A 23,532-nucleotide genomic window follows, 5' to 3' on the forward strand; every position below is an offset into this window, starting at 1 on the left:
CCCCCGGCCCTGCGGCCGGGGGCGCCGTCACGTCGTGCGGCGGGACCCGCCGATCGGGATCAGTCGAGCAGGTGCGCGTTGGGCAGGGCCTGGCGCGCGAAGGGGTCGACGACCCAGTCGTGGCTGTCGGGCAGCCACAGCACCGCCGCGAGCAGCGCGTCGGCCCACGTGGACAGCAGCACCTCCAGGGGCACCCGCCAGGAGTGCTGGTAGGACTCGCCGTCCTCGGCGAGCACGAGCTGCTCCACGTGGGCGCTGGACGACCCCAGCCGCACCGCCAGCAGTTCCTCGTCACGGGCGAACACCGGCAGCAGCCCGGGCGGGGCGCCGGGGCCGGGTCCCTGGCCGGTCGCCCGGCGCACCGCGTCCTCCAGGCGCAGCGGCACCCACCCGCCGGGGCCGACGGTGGGGGAGCTGGTCCGGTAGCGGGTGCGCACCGGCTCCACCCCGTCGACGCAGCGCCACCACGCGCGCGCGCCGCGCGGCACGAGCAGCCCCAGCTGACGCTCGACCGCGTCCAGCGCGGCCTCGTCCACGCCGGGGCGCAGGCGAGTGGCGATGTCCGCACCGGCACGCGCCCACCGCGCGCGCAGCACGTCGATCAGCTGCAGCACGCGGGTGACGTCGGTGCCCTGCCCGTCGGGGTGGCGCGCCGGTTCGCTCGCGGTGGTGCGTTGCGGGACGGGGGGCAGCGGTGGTGGTGCGGGGTGCGGGATCGCCGTGGCGGGCGTCGCCGCTGCGGGGGCGGTCCGGGCTGCGCGCACCAAGCGGTGGCGGTTGACGGGGGAGCTGGGCGTCACGGAACCTCCTCGGACCCGCGGCGGAGCGGGGTGGTGCTGGGTGGAACTGGGTGGAACTGGGCGGTGCGGCCGGAACCGCTGGCGCGCACCGTGATCGCACGGTAGAGGCGGACGGGGCAGCACGCACGTCGGCGCTGCTGCGGCAACCCCTGCCCTGCTGAGTGTCCCCGAATTCACCCTCCGTGACCAGAGGGGCGGGTCCGGGGCCGGGCCCGCTGGTCGAGGACCACGTCCAGCAGGCGGTCGAACTGCTCGGCCACTCGCCGTGCCGCCACGGGGCGCAGCGCGTGCAGCGGCTTGCCCGCTCCCTGCGACTGCGGCACGGCCACCCGGTCGGGCAGCGGTTCCAGGACCAGGTCGCCGAACAGCGAGCGCAGCTCCTCCAGGCGGAAGCGCTGCTCGCCCGAGCGGGGGGAGTACCGGTTCACCAGGACGCCGGCCACCCGGGGCCCCGAGCGCAGCGCCGCGATCTCGTCCAGCGTGCGGCCCACCGCGGCCACCGAGAAGCGGCTGGCGTCGGAGACCACGACGACGGCGTCGCTGGCGCGCCAGGCCGAGCGGGTCAGCCCGCCCAGCGACGGCGGGCAGTCCAGCAGGGCGAGCTGGTGGTCGTCGAGCTTGCGCAGCGCGCGCCGCAGGCCCTCCAGGTCGGCCTCCTGGGGGTCGGGCGCGTCCAGCCCGGCGGAGGCGGCCGAGCCGCTCACCACGTCGAGCAGCCCGGGGTGGTCGTCCACCCACCCGCTGGGGGCCACCGCGGACTCCGCCACGCGGCGCTTGGGGGTGCGCAGCACCGCGGCCACGTCGTGCGCGCGCTGCGCGGTCACGTCCAGCCCGGAGGTCGCGTCGGCCTGGGGGTCGAGGTCGACGACGAGGGTGCTGAGGGAGCGGTGCAGGGCGGCGGAGGCCAGGCCCAGGGTCACCGACGTCTTGCCCACGCCACCCTTCGCGCTGCAGACGGTCACGGTGATCATCGCGAGAGGATACCGGTCCGCGCGGCCCGGACCGCCCGCCCCGCAGCGGGATCGGTCCTCGCGCGGTCCTGCGCACCAGCGCACCGGGAGCACCGGTGGCCTACAGTGACCCCGGAAGCTGGCTGCGCATCCCGCGCGGGAGAGACCCCGGTCCGGCCGGGGCGCCGAAGGGGCAACATCCCCGGAACCTCTCAGGCGGAAGGACCGCGGGGGACAGGCCGCTCTGGAGGTCCCGCCGCGCGGGCCGACAGACGGGGGCGTCCCGACCGCCGCGACCCCCGGAGCCCCCGTGACCGCCACCGCACCCGTCCCCACCGGTACCGCGCCCGCCGTTCCCACCCTCGGCGCGAGCGCGCCGCCGCCCTTCACCGGCCGGCACATCGGCCCCGACGCCGCCCAGGCCGCCCGCATGCTCGCCACCGTCGGTCTGCCCTCCCCCCAGGAGCTCGTCGCGCGCGCCGTGCCCGCCGGCATCCTGGAGCAGCCCGGCGCCCTGGACCTGCCGCCGGCGCTGGACGAGGCGTCGGTCACCTCGGCCCTGCGCGAGCTGGCGGCGCGCAACCGCGTGGTCCCCTCGATGATCGGCCTGGGCTACCACGGCACCCGCACCCCCGCGGTGGTGCGGCGCAACGTCCTGGAGGACCCCGCCTGGTACACGGCGTACACGCCCTACCAGCCGGAGATCTCCCAGGGCCGGCTGGAGGCGCTGCTGAACTTCCAGACCGCGGTGGCCGACCTGACCGGCCTGGACGTGGCGAACGCCTCCCTGCTCGACGAGGGCACCGCCGCCGCCGAGGCGATGACCCTGGCCCGCCGCGTCTCCAGGGCGCCCGCCGGTGCGGTGTTCGCCGTCGACGCCGACGTGCTGCCGCAGACCCTGGCGGTGCTGCGCACCCGTGCGGTCCCGCTGGGCATCGAACTGGTGAGCGTGGACCTGGACGCCGCCGACCCGCTGGCGGTGCTGGGGGAGCGGGCGCTGTTCGGGCTGCTCGTGCAGTACCCGGGCACCAGCGGGCGGGTGCGCGACCTGGCGGGCGTCGTGAGCGCGGCCAAGGAGCGCGGTGCGGTGGCCGTGGCCGCCGCGGACCTGCTCGCCCTGGCGCTGCTGCGCGCACCGGGCGAGTTCGGCGTCGACGTCGCCGTGGGTTCCTCCCAGCGCTTCGGCGTGCCGATGTTCGCCGGGGGGCCGCACGCGGCGTACGTGGCCGTGCGCAAGGGGCTGGAGCGCAACCTGCCCGGACGCCTCGTGGGCGTCTCGAAGGACGCCGACGGGGCACCCGCCTACCGCCTGGCCCTGCAGACGCGCGAGCAGCACATCCGCCGCGACCGCGCCACCAGCAACATCTGCACCGCCCAGGTCCTGCTGGCGGTGGTGGCCGGCTGCTACGCCGTGCACCACGGCCCCGAGGGGCTGCGCTCGATCGCCGCGCAGGTCGCCGGCACCGCCGCCCACCTGGCCGCCTCGCTGCGCGCCGGCGGGGTGGAGGTCGTGCACGGGGAGTTCTTCGACACCGTCCTGGCCCACGTGCCCGGCCGCGCGCGCGACGTGGTGGCCGCCGCCCTGCGGGCGGGGGTGAACCTGCGCCTGGTCGACGACGACCACGTCGGCCTGACCTGCGACGAGACCACCGGGCCGCAGCAGGTGGCCGCGGCGCTGGCCGGTTTCGGGCTGCGGCCCCTCGAGCAGGCCCCGGCCCACGCCCTGCCCGCCGCGCTGCTGCGGACCTCGCCGTTCCTGACGCACCCGGTGTTCTCGCAGCACCGCTCGGAGACGGCGATGCTGCGCTACCTGCGCCGGCTCTCCGACGCCGACTACGCCCTGGACCGCGGGATGATCCCGCTGGGCTCGTGCACCATGAAGCTCAACGCCACCACCGAGCTGGAACCGATGTCCTGGCCGGAGTTCGCCGACCTGCACCCGTACGCGCCCGCCGACCAGCTCGCCGGCACCGCGCAGCTCGTCGCCGACCTGGAGCGCTGGCTGGCGGAGCTCACCGGCTACGACGCGGTGTCCCTGCAGCCCAACGCCGGATCGCAGGGCGAGTTCGCCGGGCTGCTCGCGATCCGCGCCCACCACCGCTCGCGCGGCGAGGAGCACCGCACCGTCTGCCTGATCCCGAGCTCCGCGCACGGCACCAACGCCGCCAGCGCCGTCATGGCCGGCCTGCGCGTCGTCGTCGTGGCCTGCGACGAGGACGGGAACGTCGACCTGGGCGACCTGCGCGCCAAGGTCGCCGAGCACGCCGCCGACCTCGCGGCGATCATGGTGACGTACCCCTCCACCCACGGGGTGTACGAGGAGTCGATCCGCGAGGTGTGCGCCCTGGTGCACGGCGCCGGCGGGCAGGTGTACGTCGACGGCGCGAACCTCAACGCGCTCGTCGGCCTGGCCCGTCCCGGCCGGTTCGGCGCGGACGTCTCCCACCTGAACCTGCACAAGACGTTCTGCGTCCCGCACGGCGGTGGCGGACCCGGCGTCGGGCCGGTCGCGGTGCGCGCCCACCTGGCGCGGTTCCTGCCCGCCACCTCCCCGGACGCCGATCCCGAGCGCGTCGGCATGGTGTCCTCCGCCCCGTTCGGCTCCGCCGGGATCCTGCCGATCTCCTGGGCGTACGTGCGGCTCATGGGAGCCGAGGGGCTGCGCGCCGCCACGGTGCAGGCCGTGCTCAGCGCCAACCACGTCGCCGCCCGGCTGTCCGAGGCGTTCCCGGTGCTGTACCGCGGGCCCGGCGGCCTGGTGGCCCACGAGTGCGTCCTGGACCTGCGGCCGATGACGGCGGCCACCGGGGTGACGGTGGAGGACGTCGCCAAGCGGCTCATCGACTTCGGGTTCCACGCCCCGACGATGTCGTTCCCCGTCGCGGGAACCCTCATGGTCGAGCCCACCGAGAGCGAGGACCTCGCCGAGGTCGACAGGTTCTGCGACGCGATGCTCGCCATCGCCGACGAGGTCCGCGAGATCGAGGAGGGCCGCTGGGCGGTGGCCGACTCCCCGCTGCGGCACGCTCCGCACACCGCCGCGTCCCTCGTGGGGGAGTGGAGCCACCCGTACACCCGCGCCGAGGCCGTCTACCCGAACGGGCTGGACCCCCGCGCGAAGTACTGGCCGCCGGTGCGCCGCGTCGACGGCGCCGCCGGCGACCGCAACCTGGTGTGCTCCTGCCCGCCGCTGGAGGAGCTCGCCGAGGGCTGAGCGGCGGCCCGGTTCAGCGCCCGTCCGTCCCGGCGAGGGTGGGCGGGCCGGCGGGGCCGTCGCTGCCGGCGGGGTACTCGCGCAGCGGCGCGGCCCCGCGCTGCCAGGCGGCCAGGACCGGCTCGACGATGCGCCAGCCCTCCTCGGCCTCCGCGGCGTGCGCCGACAGCCGGGTGTCCCCGGCCAGCACGGCCAGCAGCAGCTGCCCGTAGGGACCGGGTTCCTGCCGGGCCAGGTCGGCGCCCATCTCGACGCCCTCCAGCTCGAACGGGTCGCCGGCGCCGTTGAGGTCGAAGCGCAGCGAGACCCGGTCGGGGTCCAGCTGCAGGCGCAGCTCGTTGCGGTGCGGCTTCGGCCCGGCGAACACCGCGTGCGGCACCTCGGCGAAGCGGATGACGACCTCGCGGCGGTCCGCGCCCAGGGCCTTGCCGGTGCGCAACCGGAACGGCACGCCCGCCCAGCGCCAGGTGTCCACGTGCAGCACGACCTCGGCGTACGTCTCGGTGCCGCGCGCGGCGTCCACCCCTTCGGCGTCGGTGTACGCGGCGACCTCGTGCCGGCCGTGCCGGCCGTCCACGACGCCGGCGGTGTACCGCCCGCGGGCGGTGGAGCGGGTCACCTCGTCCTCGTCGAGGGTGCGCACCGCGCGCAGCACGTCGACCTTGCGGGCGCTGAGGTCCGCCGGGCTCATCGACTGCGGCGGTTCCATCGCCACGTACGCCAGCAGCTGCAGCAGGTGGTTCTGCACCATGTCCCGCAGCGCGCCGGAGCGGTCGTAGTAGCTGGCGCGGGACTGCGCGTCCACGGTCTCGTCGAAGACGACGTCGACGGACTCCACGTGGGTGCGGTTCCACACCGACTCGAAGATCCGGTTGGCGAACCGCAGGCCCAGCACGTTCAGGACGGTCTGCTTGGCCAGGAAGTGGTCCACCCGGAACGTGCGGTCCTCCGGCACCACCCGCCCCAGCGCCGCGTTCAGGCGGCGGGCGCCCTCGAGGTCCTCGCCGAACGGCTTCTCCACGACGACGCGGGCGTGCCCGGGCAGCTCGCACTCCCCGAGCGCGGCGACGACCCGCTCGAACAGCACGTGCGGCAGCGCCAGGTACACCACCACCGGCTCGCCGTCCCCGGCGCGCTGCAGGGCGGCGCGCAGCACCGCCGGGTCGGTGACGTCCCCGTGGACGTACGCCGCGGTGCCGGACAGGCCCTCGCGCACCTCCTGCGGCGCGTCACCGGCACCCTCGGCCAGCGCCCGCCGCACGTGCTCGCGGAAGGCGTCCTCGTCGAGGTCGTCCTGCGCGACGCCCACCAGGCGCACCCCCTCGGGGTGCAGCGGGGCGATCTGAGCCAGGGCGGGCAGCAGGTAGCGGGCGGTCAGGTCCCCGGTCGCGCCGAGGACGACGAACTGAGCGGTCACGGCTGCTCTCCTCTCGTGCGGGTCGCGTCCGGGCCCCAGCACACCAGCCGGGGCTCCCCCGCGCGCGCCGGGGCACCCCTAGGATCGGGCCGGGGGTGATCGCCGTGGGGTTCCTGGAGGAGCTGCTCGAGCGCAGCTGGCTGCTGTGGATCGCCGCCGCGCTCGTCCTGGGCATCCTGGAGATCACCGCGATCGACCTGGTCTTCGCGATGCTGGCCGGCGGCGCGCTGGCCGGTGCCCTGGCCGACGCGCTGGGCCTGGGCTTCGTGGGCCAGGTGCTCGTGGCCGCCGCCGTCGCCGGGCTGCTGATCGGCACCATCCGCCCCGTCCTGCTGCGCCGGCTGCGGATGCCCCCGACGGGCACCACGAACGCCGCGGCCCTCGTGGGCCGCCCCGCGCTGGTCCTGCACGAGGTGACCGTCCGCGGCGGCCTGGTCAAGCTCGCCGGCGAGACGTGGTCGGCCCGCTCGGCGCCGGGCCGGGCGTTCGCCGAGGGCGAGGACGTCGTCGTCACCGCGATCGACGGCGCCACCGCCGTGGTCGGCCCCGCCGACGGCGGGGCGCTTCAGCAACCCGAGGAGAACCCCTGATGGTGGACACCGTCGTGACCCTGGTCGTCCTGGTCCTGGTCGTCCTGTTCGCGGTGGCGGTGATCGTCCGCACCATCCGCATCGTGCCGCAGGCCTCCGCCGTCATCGTGGAACGCCTGGGTCGCTACTCGCGCTCGCTGGACGCCGGCCTGCACTTCCTGGTGCCGTTCATCGACAAGGTCCGCGCGACCGTGGACCTGCGCGAGCAGGTGGTCTCCTTCCCCCCGCAGACCGTCATCACCTCCGACAACCTCGTCGTGAGCATCGACACCGTCATCTACTACCAGCCCACCGACCCCAAGGCCGCCACGTACGAGATCGCCGACTACATCCAGGCGATCGAGCAGCTCACCGTCACCACGCTGCGCAACGTGGTCGGCTCGCTGGACCTGGAGCAGACCCTCACCAGCCGCGACCAGATCAACGGCCAGCTGCGCGGGGTGCTGGACGACGCCACCGGGCGCTGGGGGATCCGCGTGAACCGCGTGGAGCTGAAGGCCATCGACCCGCCCGCCAGCGTGCAGGACTCCATGGAGAAGCAGATGCGCGCCGAGCGCGACCGGCGCGCGGCCATCCTCAACGCCGAGGGGTTCAAGCAGTCGCAGATCCTCACCGCCGAGGGGGAGAAGCAGTCCCAGATCCTGCGCGCGGAGGGGTCGGCGCAGGCCGCGATCCTGCGCGCGCAGGGCGAGGCGCGCGCCATCACCCAGGTCTTCGACGCCATCCACCGCGGCGACCCCGACCCCAAGCTGCTGGCCTACCAGTACCTGCAGACGCTGCCGCAGATCGCGCGCGGCGACGCGAACAAGCTGTGGATCGTGCCCAGCGAGCTCAACGACGCCCTGAAGGGGTTCGGGGCGATGTTCAACGCGCACGGCGGTGGATCCGGGGACGGTGCGCAGGCCGGCGCGGGCGGTGGTCAGGACGGTGCCGCACCCCGGCGCCGGCGCGAGGGCGACGCGCCGCCGGCCGGTTTCGAGGAGCCCGTGCTCGAGGACCCCGCGGAGGCGCTGAACCGCGCCCGGGCCGAGGCCGCCGGCGCCACCCGCGACGCCGAGGGCGCCACCCGCAGGGTCAGCGGGAGCGGCGAGGTGCCACGGCAGGAGGGGTGAGCGCCCCGGGCGATGCGTTGCTCAGCCGGCCTGCGGCGGCACCGCGGTCTGCCCGCCGGTGCGGCCGGACCCCAGCGCCTCGACCACGGCGGTGCGCCGCAGCGACTCCAGCTCGGCGGCCTGCCGGTCGGCGCGGTGCACGAGCTCCTGCAGCTCCTCGGCGTCCAGTCGCGGGTCGCTCAGCGCGAGCTCCCGCAGCGAGCGCCACAGCGCCCCCTTGCCCTGCACCCCCAGGGTGAGCATCTCCAGCTCGACCACGGAGCTCAGCGGCGAACGGCGCAGCAGGCGCCCGTTGGTCTTCAGCGTCCCCAGCGCCTCCCCGGCCCGGCCCAGCGCCTGCAGGCGGCGGTCGGGCTCGACCCCCAGCGTCCGCATGAGGCGGGTGAGCGTGCGCCGGTCCTCGTCGACCTCCGCGGTCAGGCGTCCCAGCGCCTGGCCGGCGTCGGTGCCGCGGTGGCTGCGCGCCGCGCGGGCGAACCGGGCGCGGCCTGCCGTGGCCCCGGCGAGGTGGTCGTTGAGGTAGATGGCCAGCAGGTGCTGCCGGTCCGGCGGGGGGGTGCGCTCGTCGTCCACGCCGGTGCACTACCCGCGGCGGGCGAGGAGAAACCGCCCCCGGGCGGTTCCCGCCGCCGTCGGTGGGGTAGGGGAGGGAGGTGGAGCCCAGCGACCGGCAGTTGTCCTTGACCTTCGTCGGCACCGCGACGACGCTCGTGCGCTACGGCGGGCTGACGCTGCTGACCGACCCGAACTTCCTGCACCGGGGGCAGCGCGCGTACCTCGGCAAGGGGCTGGTCGCGAAGCGGCTCACCGAGCCCGCGCTGGGCGTGGCGGACCTGCCGCGCCTGGACGCCGTCGTGCTCTCGCACCTGCACGGCGACCACTTCGACCGCGTCGCCCGCCGCGGCCTGCCGCACGACGTACCGCTGCTGACGACACCGCACGCCCGCCGGCGCCTGGCCGGCCGCCACGGCTTCACCGACGTCACCGGGCTGGGCACGTGGGACTCGCGCACGCTGGTGCGCGACGGGGTGCAGGTGCGGGTGACGGCGGCACCCGGCCGGCACGCACCGGAGCCGTGGCAGCGGCTGCTGCCCCCGGTGATGGGCAGCGTGTGGGAGTTCGGCCCGGCCGGCGCGCGCGCCGAGTTCACCCTGTACGTGTCCGGGGACACCCTGAACGTCCTCGAGCTGCGGGAGATCCCCCTGCGCTACCCCGAGGTGGACCTGGCCGTGCTGCACCTGGGGGGCACCACCCTGCCCGGTGGCCTGGTGGTCACGATGGACGGCGTGCAGGGCGCCGACCTGCTCCAGGTCGTCGAGCCGGTGCACGCCGTCCCCGTGCACGTGGACGACTACCGCCTCTTCCGCTCGCCGCTGTCCCACTTCCGCGACGAGGTGGAGCGCCGCGGGCTGGGGGACGTCGTGCGGTACGTGGCGCGCGGGCAGACGGCGGTCTTCCCCGCCCGCTGACCCGCCCGTGCCGGTGCCGCCCGCCCCCGTCCCGGTGGCGGGCGACACCGGCCGCGCCTCAGCGGGTGGCGATGCGCAGGAACGTCACCGAGTGCGCCGGGAAGTCGCGGGTGAAGACCCGCTCGATGCCGTGCACGGTGCTGGTGACCGGCTGCACGGGCTGCGACTCACGGGTGTTCTCCGCGGCCGGGTCACCGGTGATGACGGTCATCTCGGCGGTGGGCCGCACGTCCCCGGTCCCCAGGTCCACCCGGGTGCGGGCCGGCTCGTCGCCGTTGTTGACGACCTTGACGATCAGCTCGCCGGTGGCCTCGTCGCGGGTGACGACCTGCGAGAACTCCTGCGCAGCGGCGTCGTCGGTGATCGACCCCCACTCCTGGCCGTCCAGGAACATCGTGGCGGTGGTGCCGCGCACCTCGATGCGCAGGTCGTAGGTGCGGCCGGTCTCGATGGTGCCCGGCTTCAGCAGCAGCGCCTCCTTCGCACCGCCGGTGGCCTTCTCCACCGCCCCCTGGGTGCCGTTCCAGCCTCCGAGGTTCCACCAGTAGTAGTCACCGCTGCCCTGCACGCCGAAGCCGACGAGGAAGCCCTCGTCACCGGCGGTCTTCGTCGCCTTCAGCGTCACGTCGTAGTCGGTGGCGCCCAGGTCGGAGGTGCGCACCAGGGTGTTCTCGACCGTGGTGTCGGTCTGCGCGTAGGCGCCGTCCGTCACCGCCCAGGTGCCCGTCCCCGTCACCGGGGACCACCGCCCGGCACCGCCGGAGAAGTCGTCGGAGAACAGGGTCCGCCCGTCGGGGGTGGTGACGCGCACGTCGTCGTAGCGGGCGGCGGTGCGCCACGTGGACAGCCCGATCCCGCCGGCGATCGGCTCGGCGGGCACCACGCCGCCGGTGGCGGTGCTCGGCACGACGCGGTCGCCGACGTTGGTCATGAAGAGCTTCTGCACCTCGTAGCTGGCCGAGCCCCACGACTCGTCGCCGTCGAACCAGATCATGTCCGGCCGCCACTGGGCCTCGTCGACGTCGGCGAGCAGCGGCGCGTAGGAAGCCATCTCCACGACGTCCGCGTTGCGCTCCAGGCCGGTCATGTAGGACGCCTCGGCAAGGGCGTTGGCGAGCCGGTTGTCCAGGGAGGCGTACTCGCCGAGGAAGACCCCCGGGCCGCTGCGGTCGTAGGAGTCGTAGCGGTCGTTGTTGCGCAGGAACCAGGCGGGGCTGTTGTAGTAGTGCTCGTCGACGAGCTCCACGCCCAGGCGCCGGGCGTTGGCCCAGTGGGCGTCGAACACCGCACCGGTGTCGTCGGGGCCGGAGTTGTAGATGAGCGTGATCTCCGGGTGGGCCGCCGCTATCGCGTCGCGGAAGACCGTGAAGTTCTCCGCGTACTCCCCGGGCAGGTTCTCCTCGTTGCCGATGCCGAGGTGGGTCAGGCCGAACGGCTCGGGGTGACCCATCTCGGCGCGGACCCGACCCCAGGTGGAGGTGGCAGGACCGTTGGCGAACTCGATGAGGTCCAAGGTGTCCTGCACGTGGCGCTGCAGCAGCTCGGGGTCGTCGGTGGCCTGGTTCTGCCCGCAACCGGTGAGCAGGGCCGGCACCACCGGCAACGGCATCGCGCCGACGTCCTCGGCGAACTGGAAGTACTCGTAGTAGCCCAGCCCGTAGGACTGGTTGTAGCCCCAGAAGTTGGCGTTGGTCGCGCGCTCCTCCACGGGACCGACGGTGTCCTTCCACTGGTAGGAGCGTTCCCGCTCCCAGCCGGAGGCCGCGTCGTAGCCCTCGTGGCTGCCGGTGTTCACGATGCAGCCGCCGGGGAAGCGCACGAAGCCCGGCTCCAGGGCCGCGATCTTCTCGGCCAGGTCTTCGCGCAGCCCGTTGGGGCGGTCCATGAAGGTGTCGCGGGGGAAGGCCGAGACCATGTCCAGGCGCAGCGTGCCGGACCCGGCGGCCTGCACCGTCAGGCGGGCGCTGTCGGTGGTGCTGCGGGCCCGGACGGTGCCGCGGTACTGGCGCCACCCGTCCCCGCGCACCTGGACCCGGAACTGCCCGGACAGCGCCCGGCCGTCGTCCCCGGTCAGCGTCACCGTCAGCGGCGTGCCGCCGGTCGCGTCGCTGCGGGCCCACACCGACACGTCGTACAGCTCACCGGCCCGCACCGCCGTGCCGTCGCTGAACCCGGCGTTCGTCACGCCGTAGGTGCCCCGGGTTCCGCTGGCCAGGTCCAGGCGCAGGTACGTGCGGTTGCGCTCGTTCAGGCGGCCGGCGTCGTCGGCGGTGCTCGCGGTGCCGCGACCGCCGCCGACGGCGCTGGGCGTCCACCCCGTCAGGCCGTTCCAGCCCTCGCGGTCGGCGGCGGAGAACTCGAAGGAGCGGTTGCGGACCAGTTCGGCGTACAGGCCTCCGTCGGCGGAGTTGTTGATGTCCTCGAAGAACACCCCGTACATGCTCTCGCCGATCTCCGGGCCGCTCACGGCGGGGTCCACGGTGATCGTGTGGGTGGGTTCCTGGGCCGCCTGGGCCGCCTGGGCGGGCACGGCGCACAGCGGGACGAGCAGCGCGGCGGCGGCCAGGACCAGGGCTGCGCGCGAGGGGGAGGTGGGCACGGGGATCCTTCCGGGACCGGTGCCGTCCGCGACACGGACGTGCTGCACCGCAACGGGTGGGGGGCGCGTGGCGGTCCGCGCGCAGCGGTGCGCGCCTCGGGTCGCCAGTGGCGTGCCGTTCAACTTAGGTAGCGCACAGCGACGGGGTCAAGTGTCCCGGAGCGGACTTGTGCAACGTTGTAGTCGGGGGGCATGCTGCACCCGGCACCCGCTCGGGTGCGCTCGACGACGAGCAGGAGGAAACCCGTGCCCCGATCCACCACCGGCGACGAGACGGTGCCCGCGCGGCGCCGTCGCCGCACCTCCCTCGCCGCGGCCGCCGCAGCCCTGTGCCTGCTGGCCGGCGGCGCGACCGCGAACGCCGCCGGGCACCACGGCCCGCCGCCCAGCGGCAAGCTGCCCATGACCGGGGACACCGGCGACTACGTGCCCGGGCTCGTGGACGACCCCGCGCACGACCCCACGCTCTTCAGCGACCGCGGCACCTACTACGTCTTCTCCACCGGCGTGGCGAACCCCGAGGACCCCGGCGGGATCTTCGTGCGCAAGGCCACCGACCTGGCCGGGCCGTGGGAGTCGGTCGGGGCCATCGAGCTGCCGGAGTGGACGAAGGCGTACGGCGTCGGCCACCTCTGGGCCCCGCACGTCGTGCAGCGCGGGAACACCTTCTACCTGTACTACGCGGCGTCCTCGTTCGGCTCCAACAACTCCGCCATCGGCGTGGCCACCACCCGCACCCCCGGCGACCTGGACAGCTGGGTCGACCACGGCCCCGTGCTGCGCTCGGACACCGACGACGACTACAACGCCATCGACCCGCAGGTCTTCTCCGACGGGGGCCAGTGGTACATCGCCTTCGGCTCCTTCTGGACCGGGGTGAAGATCCAGCGGATGGCGGACATGTTCACCCCCACCGGGCCCGTCATCGACCTGGCCAGCAACCCGGTCGATCCGCCGAACGCCATCGAGAACCCGCAGGTCTTCAAGCGCGGCGGCTACTGGTACCTCACCGTCTCCTGGGACTTCTGCTGCCAGGGCGTGAACAGCACCTACAAGACCGTCGTCGGCCGCTCGAAGAGCCCCACCGGCCCGTTCGTGGACCGCGAGGGCAAGGCCATGACCGACGGCGGCGGCACCCTGCTGCTGGGCTCCCGCGGGAACCAGGTCGGCACCGGCGCCCTCGACGTTCTCAACGACCGCGGTCGCACCTACGCCGTGCACCACTACTACGACGCCGCCACCGGCGGCACCATCCGCATGCAGATCCGCGAGGTGGAGTGGCGCGGCGGCTGGCCCTACTTCAGCTACGGGCCCGGTGACGGCGCACCGGCGTCGTGAGACCGCCCGGGCGGTTCAGCCCGGGCACCCCGCCGCCGCGCGGTCGGCGTCCACCAGGGCGTCGACCGCGTGGACGAAGGCGTCGCTGACGGGGCTGACGACCTTGCGGGTGAACGCCGCGCCCGAGTCGCGCACGGCCTCGAGGTCGGAGAGCACCACGCTCCGCGGGTGTGCGCCACCGCCCGGGGGGAAGAACGGCCAGCTCGTGGGTCCCGCCTCGACGAGCAGCCCCGGCAGGGCGCCCAGGACGCTGTGCGCGAACGACTCGTCCGGGACCAGCGTGGAGGCGAAGTACCGCTGCACCGCCCGGTCCTGCTCGGCGGCCAGCAGGTGCTGCACCGCGCGCGCCGACAGCGTCATCCACAAGGACCCCTTGCGGTAGACCATCCCCTCGGGCGCCGCGGGGCAACCGGGGCCGCGACGGTGCCCCAGCACCAGGGTGCGCCCCCCCGCCAGGCGCAACCGGGGTCCGCCCACGAGGTCGCCGGCCCGCTCGCTCAGGCGCGCCACGCTCCCCACCCAGCGCGGTGGGAGCAGTTCGCCACCCGGCACCTCGTGCCAGCAGTCGCGGTACCGCTCGACGTAGTCGCGCGGGTCCGGGCGCAGCAGCGCGTCGGTGCCGCGCTCGAGGATCCCCTCCTCCCACCGGCGCAGGTCGCGCACCGGGTGGTCCTGCCCTGAGACCACGACCGTGGCCCGGGGCTGCCAGCGCTCCTCCGCCGTGCGCAGCGCCTCCAGGACCGCGGCCGTCAGCGACCACGTGCCCCAGCCGACCCGCAGGCGGCTGTGCAGCTCCTGCGCACCGGCCGCCGCCAGTTCGCGCGCCGGCAGGAACCCGCTGCCCCGGGTGTGCCGGACCAGCACCCGGGCGCCGGGTGAGAGCTCCTGGATGCGCTGCACCGCGGCGAGCACCCGTCGCGGATCGGTGTGCGCGAGGACGACGTAGGCGAAGGACGTCGCCCGGGGCGTCGGGGCGGCTGCAGGCACGACAGGGAGTGTGCGGCCTGAGCTCGCGGTGGTCCAGCGGTTCGCCGAGGTCACCACCGGGCGCCGTGCGGGGGAGGGCGTCACCCCCGGCTCGTCAGCAGCGTCAGCAGCAGCGCCCCCAGCAACCCGCCGGCCACCACGACCGCCAGCGTCCACAGCACCACCGGCACCCGCAGCGCGCGCGCCACCATGACCGCCGACGGCAGGCTCACCGCCGGGAGCACCACCACCAGGGCGCCGACCACGGCGCTGCCGAAGCCGGCGACGGCCAGGCCCTGAGCCAGCGGCACCTCCCCGGCCGTGGGGATCACCAGCAGCGTGCCGAGCACCACGGCCACCAGCGCGGCCAGGACCCCCCACGGGCGGGCGTCCTGGCCGAGCGGGAAGAGCCAGCCGCTGAACGCGCCCACCGCGAACACCACGACGAGGTACTCCGGGACCACGAGCAGTGCCGTGCGGGCCAGCGCGCGGGGGAAGCCGCGGGGCCCGGGACCGTCCGCGGCGGCGGTGACCACCTGCGCGGCGTCGGCCGGGACCCGGTCGCCGGCCAGCCGCGCCACCAGGGCGCTGCCGGCCACCACCACGAGCAGTCCCACGGCCAGCCGCACCGCGGCCCACTGCCAGGGCGCCACCAGCAGCAGGAACACCAGCACCGCCGGGTTCAGCAGCGGGTTGCCCAGCCAGTAGGCCACCACCCCCGCGGTCGGGGCGCCGCTGCGGCGCAGGGCCGAGGCCACCGGTGCCGTGCAGCAGGTGCACATCATCGACGGCGTGGCCAGCAGCCCGCCGACCAGCGCGCTGGAGGTGCTGCGGCGCCGCTGCAGCAGGCCCAGCAGCCAGCGCCGCGGCACGAGCGTCTGCACGGCCGCGGCGATGACGAGACCGGCCACCATCGCCTTCCACACCGCGACGACGGAGGTCCCCGCCCAGGCGCGCGTGCCCGCCAGCTCCACCGTGCGCGCCGCGTACGGCGACCACTTCGACCACAGCAGCAGGCCGGCCGCGAGCGCGGCGAACACCAGCACGCCCAGCACGGCGGCCCGGCCCGGTCCGCGAGCGGGGGCGGGGGTTCCGGGGACGGCCACGAGGGCTCCTCTCGTCGGTGCCCGCGGGCGTGCGCGTGCTGCACGCACCGGGGCGGCCGCCGCACCGCAGCGCGGCGGCCGCCCCGGCGGAGCGTGCAGGTGGATCAGCCGGGCACGTAGTCGAACGTGTCCGGGTTCGGGCCGGTGCGGCCCTCCTCGCCCTTGTCCAGGGCGCCGATCGCGACCACGTCCTCGCCCGACAGCTCGAAGTCGAACAGGGCGAAGTTCTCCTCGATGCGCGCCGGTGTCGTCGACTTGGGGAAGACGATGTCGCCGCGCTCCACGTGCCAGCGCAGCACGACCTGCGCGGGGCTCTTGCCGTACCGCTGCGCGATCTCCGTGATGACCGGGTCGCCGAGGACGGCGCCCTGGGCGATGGGCGACCAGGCCTCCACCGCGATCTGGTGCTGCGCACCGGCGCGGCGGACCTCGTCGTTGGTGAAGTACGGGTGCACCTCGACCTGGTTGACCGCCGGCACGACGGTCGTCTCGTCCAGCAGCCGCTGCAGGTGGTGCGGCTGGAAGTTGGACACCCCGATCGAGCGCAGCCGGCCGTCGGCGCGCGCCTCCTCCAGCACCCGCCAGGTGGAGACGAAGTCCCCGCCGTACCGGGTGGGCAGCGGCCAGTGGATGAGGAAGAGGTCCAGGTAGTCGGTCCCCAGCGCCGCCAGCGAGTCGTCGATCGCGCGGCGGGCGTCGTCCGGCTCGTGGAAGCCGTTGTTCAGCTTGCTGGTGATCCAGACGTCGGCGCGGTCGAGGCCGGCGTCGCGCACGCCCTGGCCGACACCCGCCTCGTTGCCGTACATCTCGGCGGTGTCGACGTGGCGGTAGCCGACCTCCAGGGCGCGGCGCACCGCCGACGCGGTCTCGTCCGGCTCGATCTGGTAGACGCCGAAGCCCAGCTGGGGGATCTCACGGCCGTCGTTGAGCATGATCGTGGGCACTGCCACGGGAACTCCTCCTCCGTCTGCCTGACCTGTCGCGCAACACGCTGGGCCCCGTTGCACGTGCCCGCCACCGGAACCTGCCGTATGGTCCGGGCCATGGGGTTGAAGACCTTCATCGAGGGCTGGCCGGTCTACCGGCAGCTCACGGGCGACGATCCGCTGGGACGCGGTGCCGCGTCGCAGTCGAAGCGGTCCGCGACGCTGACGCCGCGCACCGCGACGGCCGACCGGGTGGCGAAGTCGGTCTGCCCGTACTGCGCCGTCGGCTGCGGCCAGCGCGTCTACGTGAAGGACGAGCGGGTGACCGCGATCGAGGGCGACCCCGACAGTCCGCACTCGCGCGGTCGGCTCTGCCCCAAGGGCGCCGCCAGCGAGCAGCTCGTCAACGGCGACTCCCGTCAGACGAAGGTCCGCTACCGGGCCCCCTTCGCCACCGACTGGACCGACCTCGACCTCGACACCGCGATGGACATGATCACCGACCGGGTGATCGAGGCACGCCGTCGCGGGTGGCAGGACGCCGACGACCACGGCAACAAGCTCAACCGCACGATGGGGATCGCCAGCCTGGGTGGCGCCACGCTGGACAACGAGGAGAACTACCTCATCAAGAAGCTCTTCACCGCGATGGGTGCCATCCAGGTGGAGAACCAGGCCCGCATTTGACACTCCGCCACGGTGCCCGGTCTGGGTGCCTCGTTCGGTCGCGGTGGGGCCACCGGTGACCTGCAGGACCTGAGCAACGCCGACGTCATCGTCATCCAGGGCTCGAACATGGCCGAGTGCCACCCGGTCGGGTTCCAGTGGGTGATGGAGGCCAAGGCGCGCGGGGCCAAGGTCATCCACATCGACCCCCGGTTCACGCGCACCAGCGCGCTCGCGGACACCTACGTCCCCATCCGCAGCGGCACGGACATCGTCCTCCTCGGGGCGATCATCAACCGCGTCCTGACGCAGGAGCGGGACTTCCGCGAGTACGTCCTGAACTACACGAACGCCTCGTGGATCGTCAGCGAGGACTTCCAGGGGCCCGAGGACCTCGACGGGCTGTTCTCCGGGTTCGACCCCGAGACCCGCTCGTACGACACCGACTCCTGGCAGTACGCCGGTTCCGAGGAGCACGGCGAGGAGGAGGAGGAGACCAACCGCTCCTCCGACAGCGAGACCGGCCAGTCCATGGGGTCCGGCGGTGCGCCCGTCGACCACCAGCAGATCCAGCGCGACGAGACGCTGCAGCACCCGCGCACGGTGTGGCAGATCCTCAAGCGCCACTTCGCCCGCTACACCCCGGAGATGGTCGCCGAGGTGTGCGGCGTGCCCACCGACGTCTTCGACGACGTCGCCGAGGCGTGGATCTCCAACTCCGGCCGCGAGAGGACCGGCGCGCTGGTCTACAGCGTCGGCTGGACCCAGCGCGGCACCGGTGTGCAGTACATCCGCACCGGCGCGATCCTGCAGCTGCTCCTGGGGAACATGGGCCGCCCCGGGGGCGGGATCATGGCCCTGCGCGGCCACGCCAGCATCCAGGGTTCCACGGACATCCCCACGCTCTACAACCTGCTGCCCGGCTACCTGCAGATGCCGCACGCCGAGCGGCACCCGGACCTGCAGACCTACGTGGACAGCATCAAGGGCAAGAACCAGAAGGGGTTCTGGGGCAACGCGGACGCCTACACGGTCAGCCTCCTGAAAGCGTACTTCGGGGACAGCGCCACCGCGGAGAACGACTACCACTTCGACGACCTGCCTCGCATCAACGGCGACCACGGCACCTACGGCCAGGTCATGGACATGATCGCCGGCGGGAAGATCTTCGGGTACTTCCTGCTCGGCCAGAACCCCGCGGTCGGCTCGGCCAACGGCCGCGCCCAGCGCCTGGGCATGGCCAACCTGGACTGGCTCGTCGTGCGCGACCTCGTGATGATCGAGAGCGCCACCTTCTGGAAGGACTCCCCGGAGGTCGGCACCGGCGAGATCGTGCCGGAGCAGTGCCGCACCGAGGTGTTCTTCCTGCCCGCCGCCACCCACGTGGAGAAGGAGGGCACCTTCACGCAGACGCAGCGGCTGCTGCAGTGGCGCGAGAAGGCCGTGGAGTCCCCGGGCGACGCGCGCAGCGAGCTGTGGTTCTTCTACCACCTGGGCCGGCGCATGCGGGAGAAGCTGGCCGGCTCCACCGACCCGCGCGACCGCCTCCTGTTCGACATGACCTGGGACTACCCGGTGCACGGCGAGCGCGACGAGCCCGACGCCCACGCCGTGCTCAAGGAGATCAACGGCTACGACGTCACCAGCGGTGAGCTGCTGCCCGGGTACACCTCGCTCAAGGCCGACGGCAGCACCTCCAGCGGCTGCTGGATCTACTCCGGCGTGTACGCCGAGGGCGTCAACCAGGCCGCCCGCCGCAAGCCCGGGCGCGAGCAGTCGCTGCACGCGCCCGAGTGGGGCTGGGCGTGGCCGATGAACCGGCGCGTGCTGTACAACCGCGCTTCGGCCGACCCCGACGGCAAGCCGTGGAGCGAGCGCAAGGCGCTCGTCTGGTGGGACGAGGCGGCCGGGAAGTGGGTCGGCGACGACGTCCCCGACTTCGAGGCCACCAAGGCGCCCTCCTACCGGCCCCCGGAGGGTGCCACGGGCGTGGAGGCCCTCGCCGGCGACGACCCCTTCGTCATGCAGTCCGACGGCAAGGGCTGGCTGTACGCGCCCAAGGGCGTCGTCGACGGCCCGCTGCCGGCGCACTACGAGCCCGCCGAGTCGCCGTTCCGCAACACCGTCTACACCCAGCAGCAGAACCCGGCACGGGTCATCTACACCAACCACCTCAACGAGGTGCACCCGAGCCCGCCGGAGCCGGGCGACGACGTGTTCCCGTACGTGTGGACGACCTCGCGCCTCACCGAGCACCACACGGCCGGCGGCATGAGCCGGTTCCTGCCCTACCTGTCGGAGCTGCAGCCCGCGCTGTTCATGGAGGTCTCCCCGGAACTGGCGGCCGAGCGCGGCCTGCAGCACCTGGGGTGGGCGCACGTCATCACCGCGCGGGCCGTGGTGGAGGCGCGCGTCATGGTGACCGACCGCCTGGCCCCGCTGAAGGTGCAGGACCGCGTGGTGCACCAGATCTGGCTGCCGTACCACTGGGGCTCGGGAGGGCTGACGACCGGTGACGTCGTCAACGACCTGGCGCACATGACGGTCGACCCCAACGTCCACATCCAGGAGTTCAAGGCCGGCACGTGCGACGTGCGCCCCGGCCGCCGGCCCCAGGGGCGCGGGGCGCTCGACCTCGTCGACGAGTACCGCGTGCGCGGCGGGGTCACGATGGCCACCGGCAGCGTCGCGGTCACCCAGCAGTACCTGGACGGCCGGATGGACCGCGGCGAGCAGGCCGTGGCCGGCGGCACGCCCGCGGGCACGGGGGAGCACCCCGAGCTCATCGAGAAGGTGCTGTCGGTGCGGCACGACATCCGCTCCCGGCCGGGGCAGCCGCAGCAGGAGGGCGTCGACGGCCGCACCCTGGTGCTGGGGGACGGCCCGCGCGCGGCCGCCCGCAGTGCCGGCGAGGACCGTGCCGACCGGGCGGACCGCGCTGACGGGGACGGCGCCGGCGACGGCGGGGAACAGGGGAGGGAGAGCTAGTGGTCTCGGCGAACAGCCTGTCCGGGCGACTGGAGGACCCTGCCCGCGACGCGGGGTACGTCGACCCGCCACCGCGCAAGGGGTTCTTCACCGACACCTCGGTGTGCATCGGCTGCAAGGCCTGCGAAGTGGCGTGCAAGGAGTGGAACGCGGTGCCGGAGGACGGCATCGACCTGCTCGGCATGTCCTACGACAACACCGGTGGGCTCGGGGCGGACTCCTGGCGCGCGGTCGCCTTCATCGAGCAGTCCCGCCCGGTGGGGAACCAGACGGCTCCGTTCTCCTCCGCGGCCACCGGCCGCAGCGCGGAGCAGCTGCAGCAGGACACCGTCGCCGCCGGCGTCGACGTGTTCGACGAGGCGTCGCGCCTGGGGACGGGCGTCCCCGGCGGCCAGCCCCTGGCGGACGCCGCCGCGGACGCCTCCGGCGGCTGCGGGTCGGGCGGCGGTTGCGGTTGCGGCGCCCAGGCGTCCGCCACCACGAGGGCCTCCGGGACCGCGGAGCAGGGCGAGCAGTTCCTCGGCATGCCGGGGATGCTGGCGCCCGCCGCGCTGCCCGACCGCGACGGCCGGCAGTCGATGCGCTGGCTGATGATGTCCAACGTCTGCAAGCACTGCACGCACGCCGCCTGCCTGGACGTGTGCCCCACGGGATCGCTGTTCCGCACGGAGTTCGGCACCGTGGTGGTGCAGGAGGACATCTGCAACGGCTGCGGGTACTGCGTGTCCGCCTGCCCCTACGGCGTCATCGACAAGCGCGAGTCCGACGGCCGGGCCTGGAAGTGCACCCTGTGCTACGACCGCCTCGGCGAGGGGGACACCCCGGCCTGCGCGAAGGCGTGCCCGACGGAGTCCATCCAGTACGGCGACCTCGACGAGCTGCGCGAGCGGGCCGAACGGCGCCGGCAGCAGCTGCACGACGTGGGTGTCACCGAGGCACGCCTGTACGGCCACGACCCGGACGACGGCGTCGGCGGCGACGGCGCGTTCTTCCTGCTGCTGGACGAGCCGGAGGTGTACGGGCTGCCGCCGGACCCCGTGGTCACCACCCGCGACCTGCCCTCGATGTACAAGCACATGGCGGTCGCCGCCGGGGCGATGGTCCTGGGCGTCGTCGCGGCGGCGGTGGGGCGGCGATGAGCGAGCAGCCGCAGGTGAAGGGCCTGCAGCCGGACCCGCGGCCCTCCCAGGTCACCCCGCACCAGGCCGGCCAGCCCGACCGCCCCGGCACCGACCCGGTCGGCGGGCAGGCGGCGCGCATGTGGAGCGCCGGCATGGGGCGCCGGCGCGAGGGGGGCGGCAAGCGCCGCCGGGGTGACGTCAACGCCGTCGTCCCCGAGGCGGAGTTCCGCTCCTACTACGGCCGCGCCGTGCTCAAGCCGCCGGTGTGGACGCACGAGATCGCCTACTACCTCTTCACCGGTGGCCTGGCCGCGGGGTCCTCCATGCTGGGTGCGGTCGCCACGCTGCGCGGGGACGTCGCCGCCCGTCGCGGGCTGCGCCTGACGGCGCTGGGAGCCGTGGGCGCCAGCGCGTACTTCCTCATCGCCGACCTGGGCCGGCCCGAGCGCTTCTACAACATGCTGCGCGTGGCCAAGCCCACCTCGCCGATGTCGGTGGGCACCTGGATCCTGTCCGCGTACGGGCCCCTGGCCGGGGCCGCGGCCGTCTCGGAGTTCGCCCCGCTGCTGCCGCGCCGGGGGCTGTTCCGCCCGGTGCGCTGGGTCGCCGGTCCCGCCGGTGCCGTCGCCGGCGCGGGAGCCGCCCTGACCGCCCCGCTGCTGGCCACCTACACCGCGGTGCTGTTCGCCGACACCGCGGTGCCGAGCTGGCACGAGCCCTACCGGGAACTGCCGTTCGTGTTCGCCGGCAGCGCCCTGGCCAGCGGTGCCGGCGCCGGGATGCTGCTGGCACCCCTGGCGCAGACCGGCACCGCCCGCACCGTCGCCGTGATCGGCGCCGGTCTGGAACTGACCGCTGCGCACCGGATGGAGAACGGGCACGGCCTCGTCAGCGAGCCGTTCCACACCGGGCGTCCCGGCAGGTTCCTGAAGACCGCCCGCGCACTGACCCTCGCCGGTGCCGCGGGCGCGGTCCTGGGCCGCCGCTCGCGCCTGCTGTCCGCCGCCGCGGGTGCCAGCCTGCTGGCCGGGTCCCTGCTGACGCGCGTGGCCGTCTTCGAGGCCGGGGTGGCCTCCACGAAGGACCCCAAGTACGTCGTCGTCCCCCAGCGCGAGCGCCTGCGGGACCGCACCGCGCGCGAGCAGCAGGACCACCGCGCCGAGGACGGGGGCGCGCAGCAGGACAGCGCCCCGGAGACCCGCACCTAGCACCACCCCGGGAGGGACCGTGGCGTTCAAGTCACCCGACCAGATCGCCGTCGCCGCCGTGGCGGCGGGGGAGAAGAAAGCGCACCTGAGCGTCGGCAAGCTCCTCGTCGGCGGCTTCCTCGCCGGTGCCTACATCGGCATCGCGGGCCTGCTGGCCGTCGACGTCAGCGCCGGCATGGACCGGGCCATCTGGGGCGGAGCCATCACCCTGGTGACCGGCGCGGTGTTCAGCCTGGGCCTGATCCTCGTCCTCATCGCCGGCTCCGAACTGCTCACCGGGAACATGGCGCTGGTGCCGATGGCGCTCATGCGGCGCAAGGCGACCTGGGGGCGCCTGGCCCGCAACTGGGGCCTGGTGCTGGCCGGGAACCTGGTGGGCTCGCTGTTCGTGGCCTACTTCCTCGCGGTGCAGACCGGGGTGATCGGCGGCCCCGGCGCCGAGGACGGCACCACGGCCGCCGCGACGTTCGAGCGGCTGTCGTCCATCGCGTCCGGCAAGGCTCTCGCCGAGAGCAACCTCGAAGTGTTCCTGCGCGCCATCGGCTGCAACTGGCTGGTCTGCCTGGCGGTGTGGATGTCGCTGGCGGCGGAGGACATCTCCGGGAAGATCCTGGCGATCTTCTTCCCCATCACCGCGTTCGTGGCCCTCGGGTTCGACCACGTCGTCGCCAACATGTTCTTCCTGCCCGCCGCGTACTGGGCCGGGACCCCGGGCCTCGGCTGGGGCGACATCCTGAGCAACTGGCTGTTCGCCGGGCTCGGGAACGCCATCGGCGGCGCGGTGCTCGTCGGGGTCGCCTACTGGTTCCTGTACCTGCGCGGCACCCCGCAGGACGCCCCGGAGCCGGCCGGCGGTTCCGACGACTCCGCCACCGCCGGCGCCCCCCGCGGCAGCGGCCGCGACGCCCCCTGACCCGGCTCCACACGCCCCCGGCCCCACACCCTGCGGGGGGGGGGGGGGGGGGGGGGGGGGGGGGGGGGGGGGGGGGGGGGGGGGGGGGGGGGGGGGGGGGGGGGGGGGGGGGGGGGGGGGGGGGGGGGGGGGCGGGGGGGGGGGGGGGG

The 23,532-nt window shown here is 74.3% G+C and carries 16 protein-coding genes, 1 pseudogene and 1 riboswitch; of the genes and pseudogenes, 9 read left to right on the forward strand and 8 right to left on the reverse strand.

The features are described from left to right. Nucleotides 1-59: 59 nt before the first annotated feature. Nucleotides 60-800 carry an SMI1/KNR4 family protein gene (locus ACRYR9_RS15130; RefSeq protein WP_432495027.1) on the reverse strand — a complete coding sequence of 247 codons (741 nt, stop codon included), beginning with the start codon at nucleotides 798-800 and terminating at the stop codon, nucleotides 60-62. A 173-nt stretch (nucleotides 801-973) separates the two neighbouring features. Then, nucleotides 974-1,771 (reverse strand): ParA family protein, encoded by a 798-nt coding sequence (locus ACRYR9_RS15135; RefSeq protein WP_432495025.1) that lies wholly within the window; start codon nucleotides 1,769-1,771, stop codon nucleotides 974-976. A gap of 126 nt (nucleotides 1,772-1,897) precedes the next feature. Then, a riboswitch (glycine riboswitch) is annotated at nucleotides 1,898-1,988 on the forward strand. Between the two features lie 72 nt (nucleotides 1,989-2,060). On the opposite strand from ACRYR9_RS15135, the gene gcvP reads away from it, so the two are divergent. Further along, nucleotides 2,061-4,964, forward strand: a complete 2,904-nt coding sequence (gene gcvP, locus ACRYR9_RS15140; RefSeq protein WP_432495023.1) for an aminomethyl-transferring glycine dehydrogenase — start codon at nucleotides 2,061-2,063, stop codon at nucleotides 4,962-4,964. 13 nt (nucleotides 4,965-4,977) lie between these two features. Here the strand turns inward: gcvP and ACRYR9_RS15145 are convergent, their stop codons facing one another. Then, nucleotides 4,978-6,381 (reverse strand): glucose-6-phosphate dehydrogenase, encoded by a 1,404-nt coding sequence (locus ACRYR9_RS15145; protein ID WP_432495021.1) that lies wholly within the window; start codon nucleotides 6,379-6,381, stop codon nucleotides 4,978-4,980. 95 nt (nucleotides 6,382-6,476) lie between these two features. On the opposite strand from ACRYR9_RS15145, the gene ACRYR9_RS15150 reads away from it, so the two are divergent. After that, nucleotides 6,477-6,971 carry an NfeD family protein gene (locus ACRYR9_RS15150; protein ID WP_432495019.1) on the forward strand — a complete coding sequence of 165 codons (495 nt, stop codon included), beginning with the start codon at nucleotides 6,477-6,479 and terminating at the stop codon, nucleotides 6,969-6,971. Then, nucleotides 6,971-8,083: an SPFH domain-containing protein gene (locus ACRYR9_RS15155; RefSeq protein ID WP_432495017.1), complete on the forward strand. Its 1,113-nt coding sequence runs from the start codon at nucleotides 6,971-6,973 to the stop codon at nucleotides 8,081-8,083. Before ACRYR9_RS15150 ends, ACRYR9_RS15155 begins: the two co-directional genes overlap by 1 nt. 21 nt (nucleotides 8,084-8,104) lie before the next feature. Here ACRYR9_RS15155 and ACRYR9_RS15160 read toward each other — a convergent pair whose 3' ends face one another. Next, complete coding sequence (locus ACRYR9_RS15160; protein WP_432495015.1) at nucleotides 8,105-8,656, reverse strand: hypothetical protein; 552 nt, start codon at nucleotides 8,654-8,656, stop codon at nucleotides 8,105-8,107. 80 nt (nucleotides 8,657-8,736) lie between these two features. On the opposite strand from ACRYR9_RS15160, the gene ACRYR9_RS15165 reads away from it, so the two are divergent. Next, nucleotides 8,737-9,552 (forward strand): MBL fold metallo-hydrolase, encoded by an 816-nt coding sequence (locus tag ACRYR9_RS15165; protein ID WP_432495013.1) that lies wholly within the window; start codon nucleotides 8,737-8,739, stop codon nucleotides 9,550-9,552. A 58-nt stretch (nucleotides 9,553-9,610) separates the two neighbouring features. On the opposite strand, the gene ACRYR9_RS15170 is transcribed toward ACRYR9_RS15165, so the two are convergent. Then, nucleotides 9,611-12,151, reverse strand: coding sequence for an alpha-L-arabinofuranosidase C-terminal domain-containing protein (locus ACRYR9_RS15170; protein ID WP_432495011.1), 2,541 nt, complete (start codon nucleotides 12,149-12,151; stop codon nucleotides 9,611-9,613). A 246-nt stretch (nucleotides 12,152-12,397) separates the two neighbouring features. Between ACRYR9_RS15170 and ACRYR9_RS15175 the strand changes: the two genes are divergently transcribed. Continuing rightward, entirely contained in the window at nucleotides 12,398-13,489 is a 1,092-nt protein-coding gene (locus ACRYR9_RS15175; protein ID WP_432495009.1) for an arabinan endo-1,5-alpha-L-arabinosidase, read from the forward strand. A gap of 15 nt (nucleotides 13,490-13,504) precedes the next feature. Here ACRYR9_RS15175 and ACRYR9_RS15180 read toward each other — a convergent pair whose 3' ends face one another. The 3 genes from ACRYR9_RS15180 to ACRYR9_RS15190 form a co-directional block, all read right to left on the reverse strand. Continuing rightward, complete coding sequence (locus ACRYR9_RS15180) at nucleotides 13,505-14,476, reverse strand: core-2/I-branching beta-1,6-N-acetylglucosaminyltransferase family protein (RefSeq protein ID WP_432495007.1); 972 nt, start codon at nucleotides 14,474-14,476, stop codon at nucleotides 13,505-13,507. A gap of 80 nt (nucleotides 14,477-14,556) precedes the next feature. Beyond that, nucleotides 14,557-15,561 (reverse strand): permease, encoded by a 1,005-nt coding sequence (locus ACRYR9_RS15185; RefSeq protein WP_432495005.1) that lies wholly within the window; start codon nucleotides 15,559-15,561, stop codon nucleotides 14,557-14,559. A 104-nt stretch (nucleotides 15,562-15,665) separates the two neighbouring features. After that, nucleotides 15,666-16,493 (reverse strand): aldo/keto reductase, encoded by an 828-nt coding sequence (locus tag ACRYR9_RS15190; RefSeq protein WP_432495066.1) that lies wholly within the window; start codon nucleotides 16,491-16,493, stop codon nucleotides 15,666-15,668. A 111-nt stretch (nucleotides 16,494-16,604) separates the two neighbouring features. Here ACRYR9_RS15190 and fdh point away from each other — a divergent pair. The 4 genes and pseudogenes from fdh to ACRYR9_RS15210 form a co-directional block, all read left to right on the forward strand. Next, a pseudogene (fdh, locus tag ACRYR9_RS15195) lies at nucleotides 16,605-19,850 on the forward strand (formate dehydrogenase); the annotation flags it as partial. 290 nt (nucleotides 19,851-20,140) lie between these two features. Next, nucleotides 20,141-21,280 carry a 4Fe-4S dicluster domain-containing protein gene (locus ACRYR9_RS15200; protein WP_432495003.1) on the forward strand — a complete coding sequence of 380 codons (1,140 nt, stop codon included), beginning with the start codon at nucleotides 20,141-20,143 and terminating at the stop codon, nucleotides 21,278-21,280. Further along, nucleotides 21,277-22,470: an NrfD/PsrC family molybdoenzyme membrane anchor subunit gene (nrfD, locus tag ACRYR9_RS15205; RefSeq protein ID WP_432495001.1), complete on the forward strand. Its 1,194-nt coding sequence runs from the start codon at nucleotides 21,277-21,279 to the stop codon at nucleotides 22,468-22,470. Before ACRYR9_RS15200 ends, nrfD begins: the two co-directional genes overlap by 4 nt. A 19-nt stretch (nucleotides 22,471-22,489) precedes the next feature. Continuing rightward, entirely contained in the window at nucleotides 22,490-23,383 is an 894-nt protein-coding gene (locus ACRYR9_RS15210) for a formate/nitrite transporter family protein (protein WP_432494999.1), read from the forward strand. Nucleotides 23,384-23,532: the final 149 nt, after the last annotated feature.

Origin of the sequence: Kineococcus auxinigenes (assembly GCF_050871525.1) — a bacterium.
In the GTDB taxonomy this organism is placed as follows: Bacteria; Actinomycetota; Actinomycetes; order Actinomycetales; family Kineococcaceae; genus Kineococcus.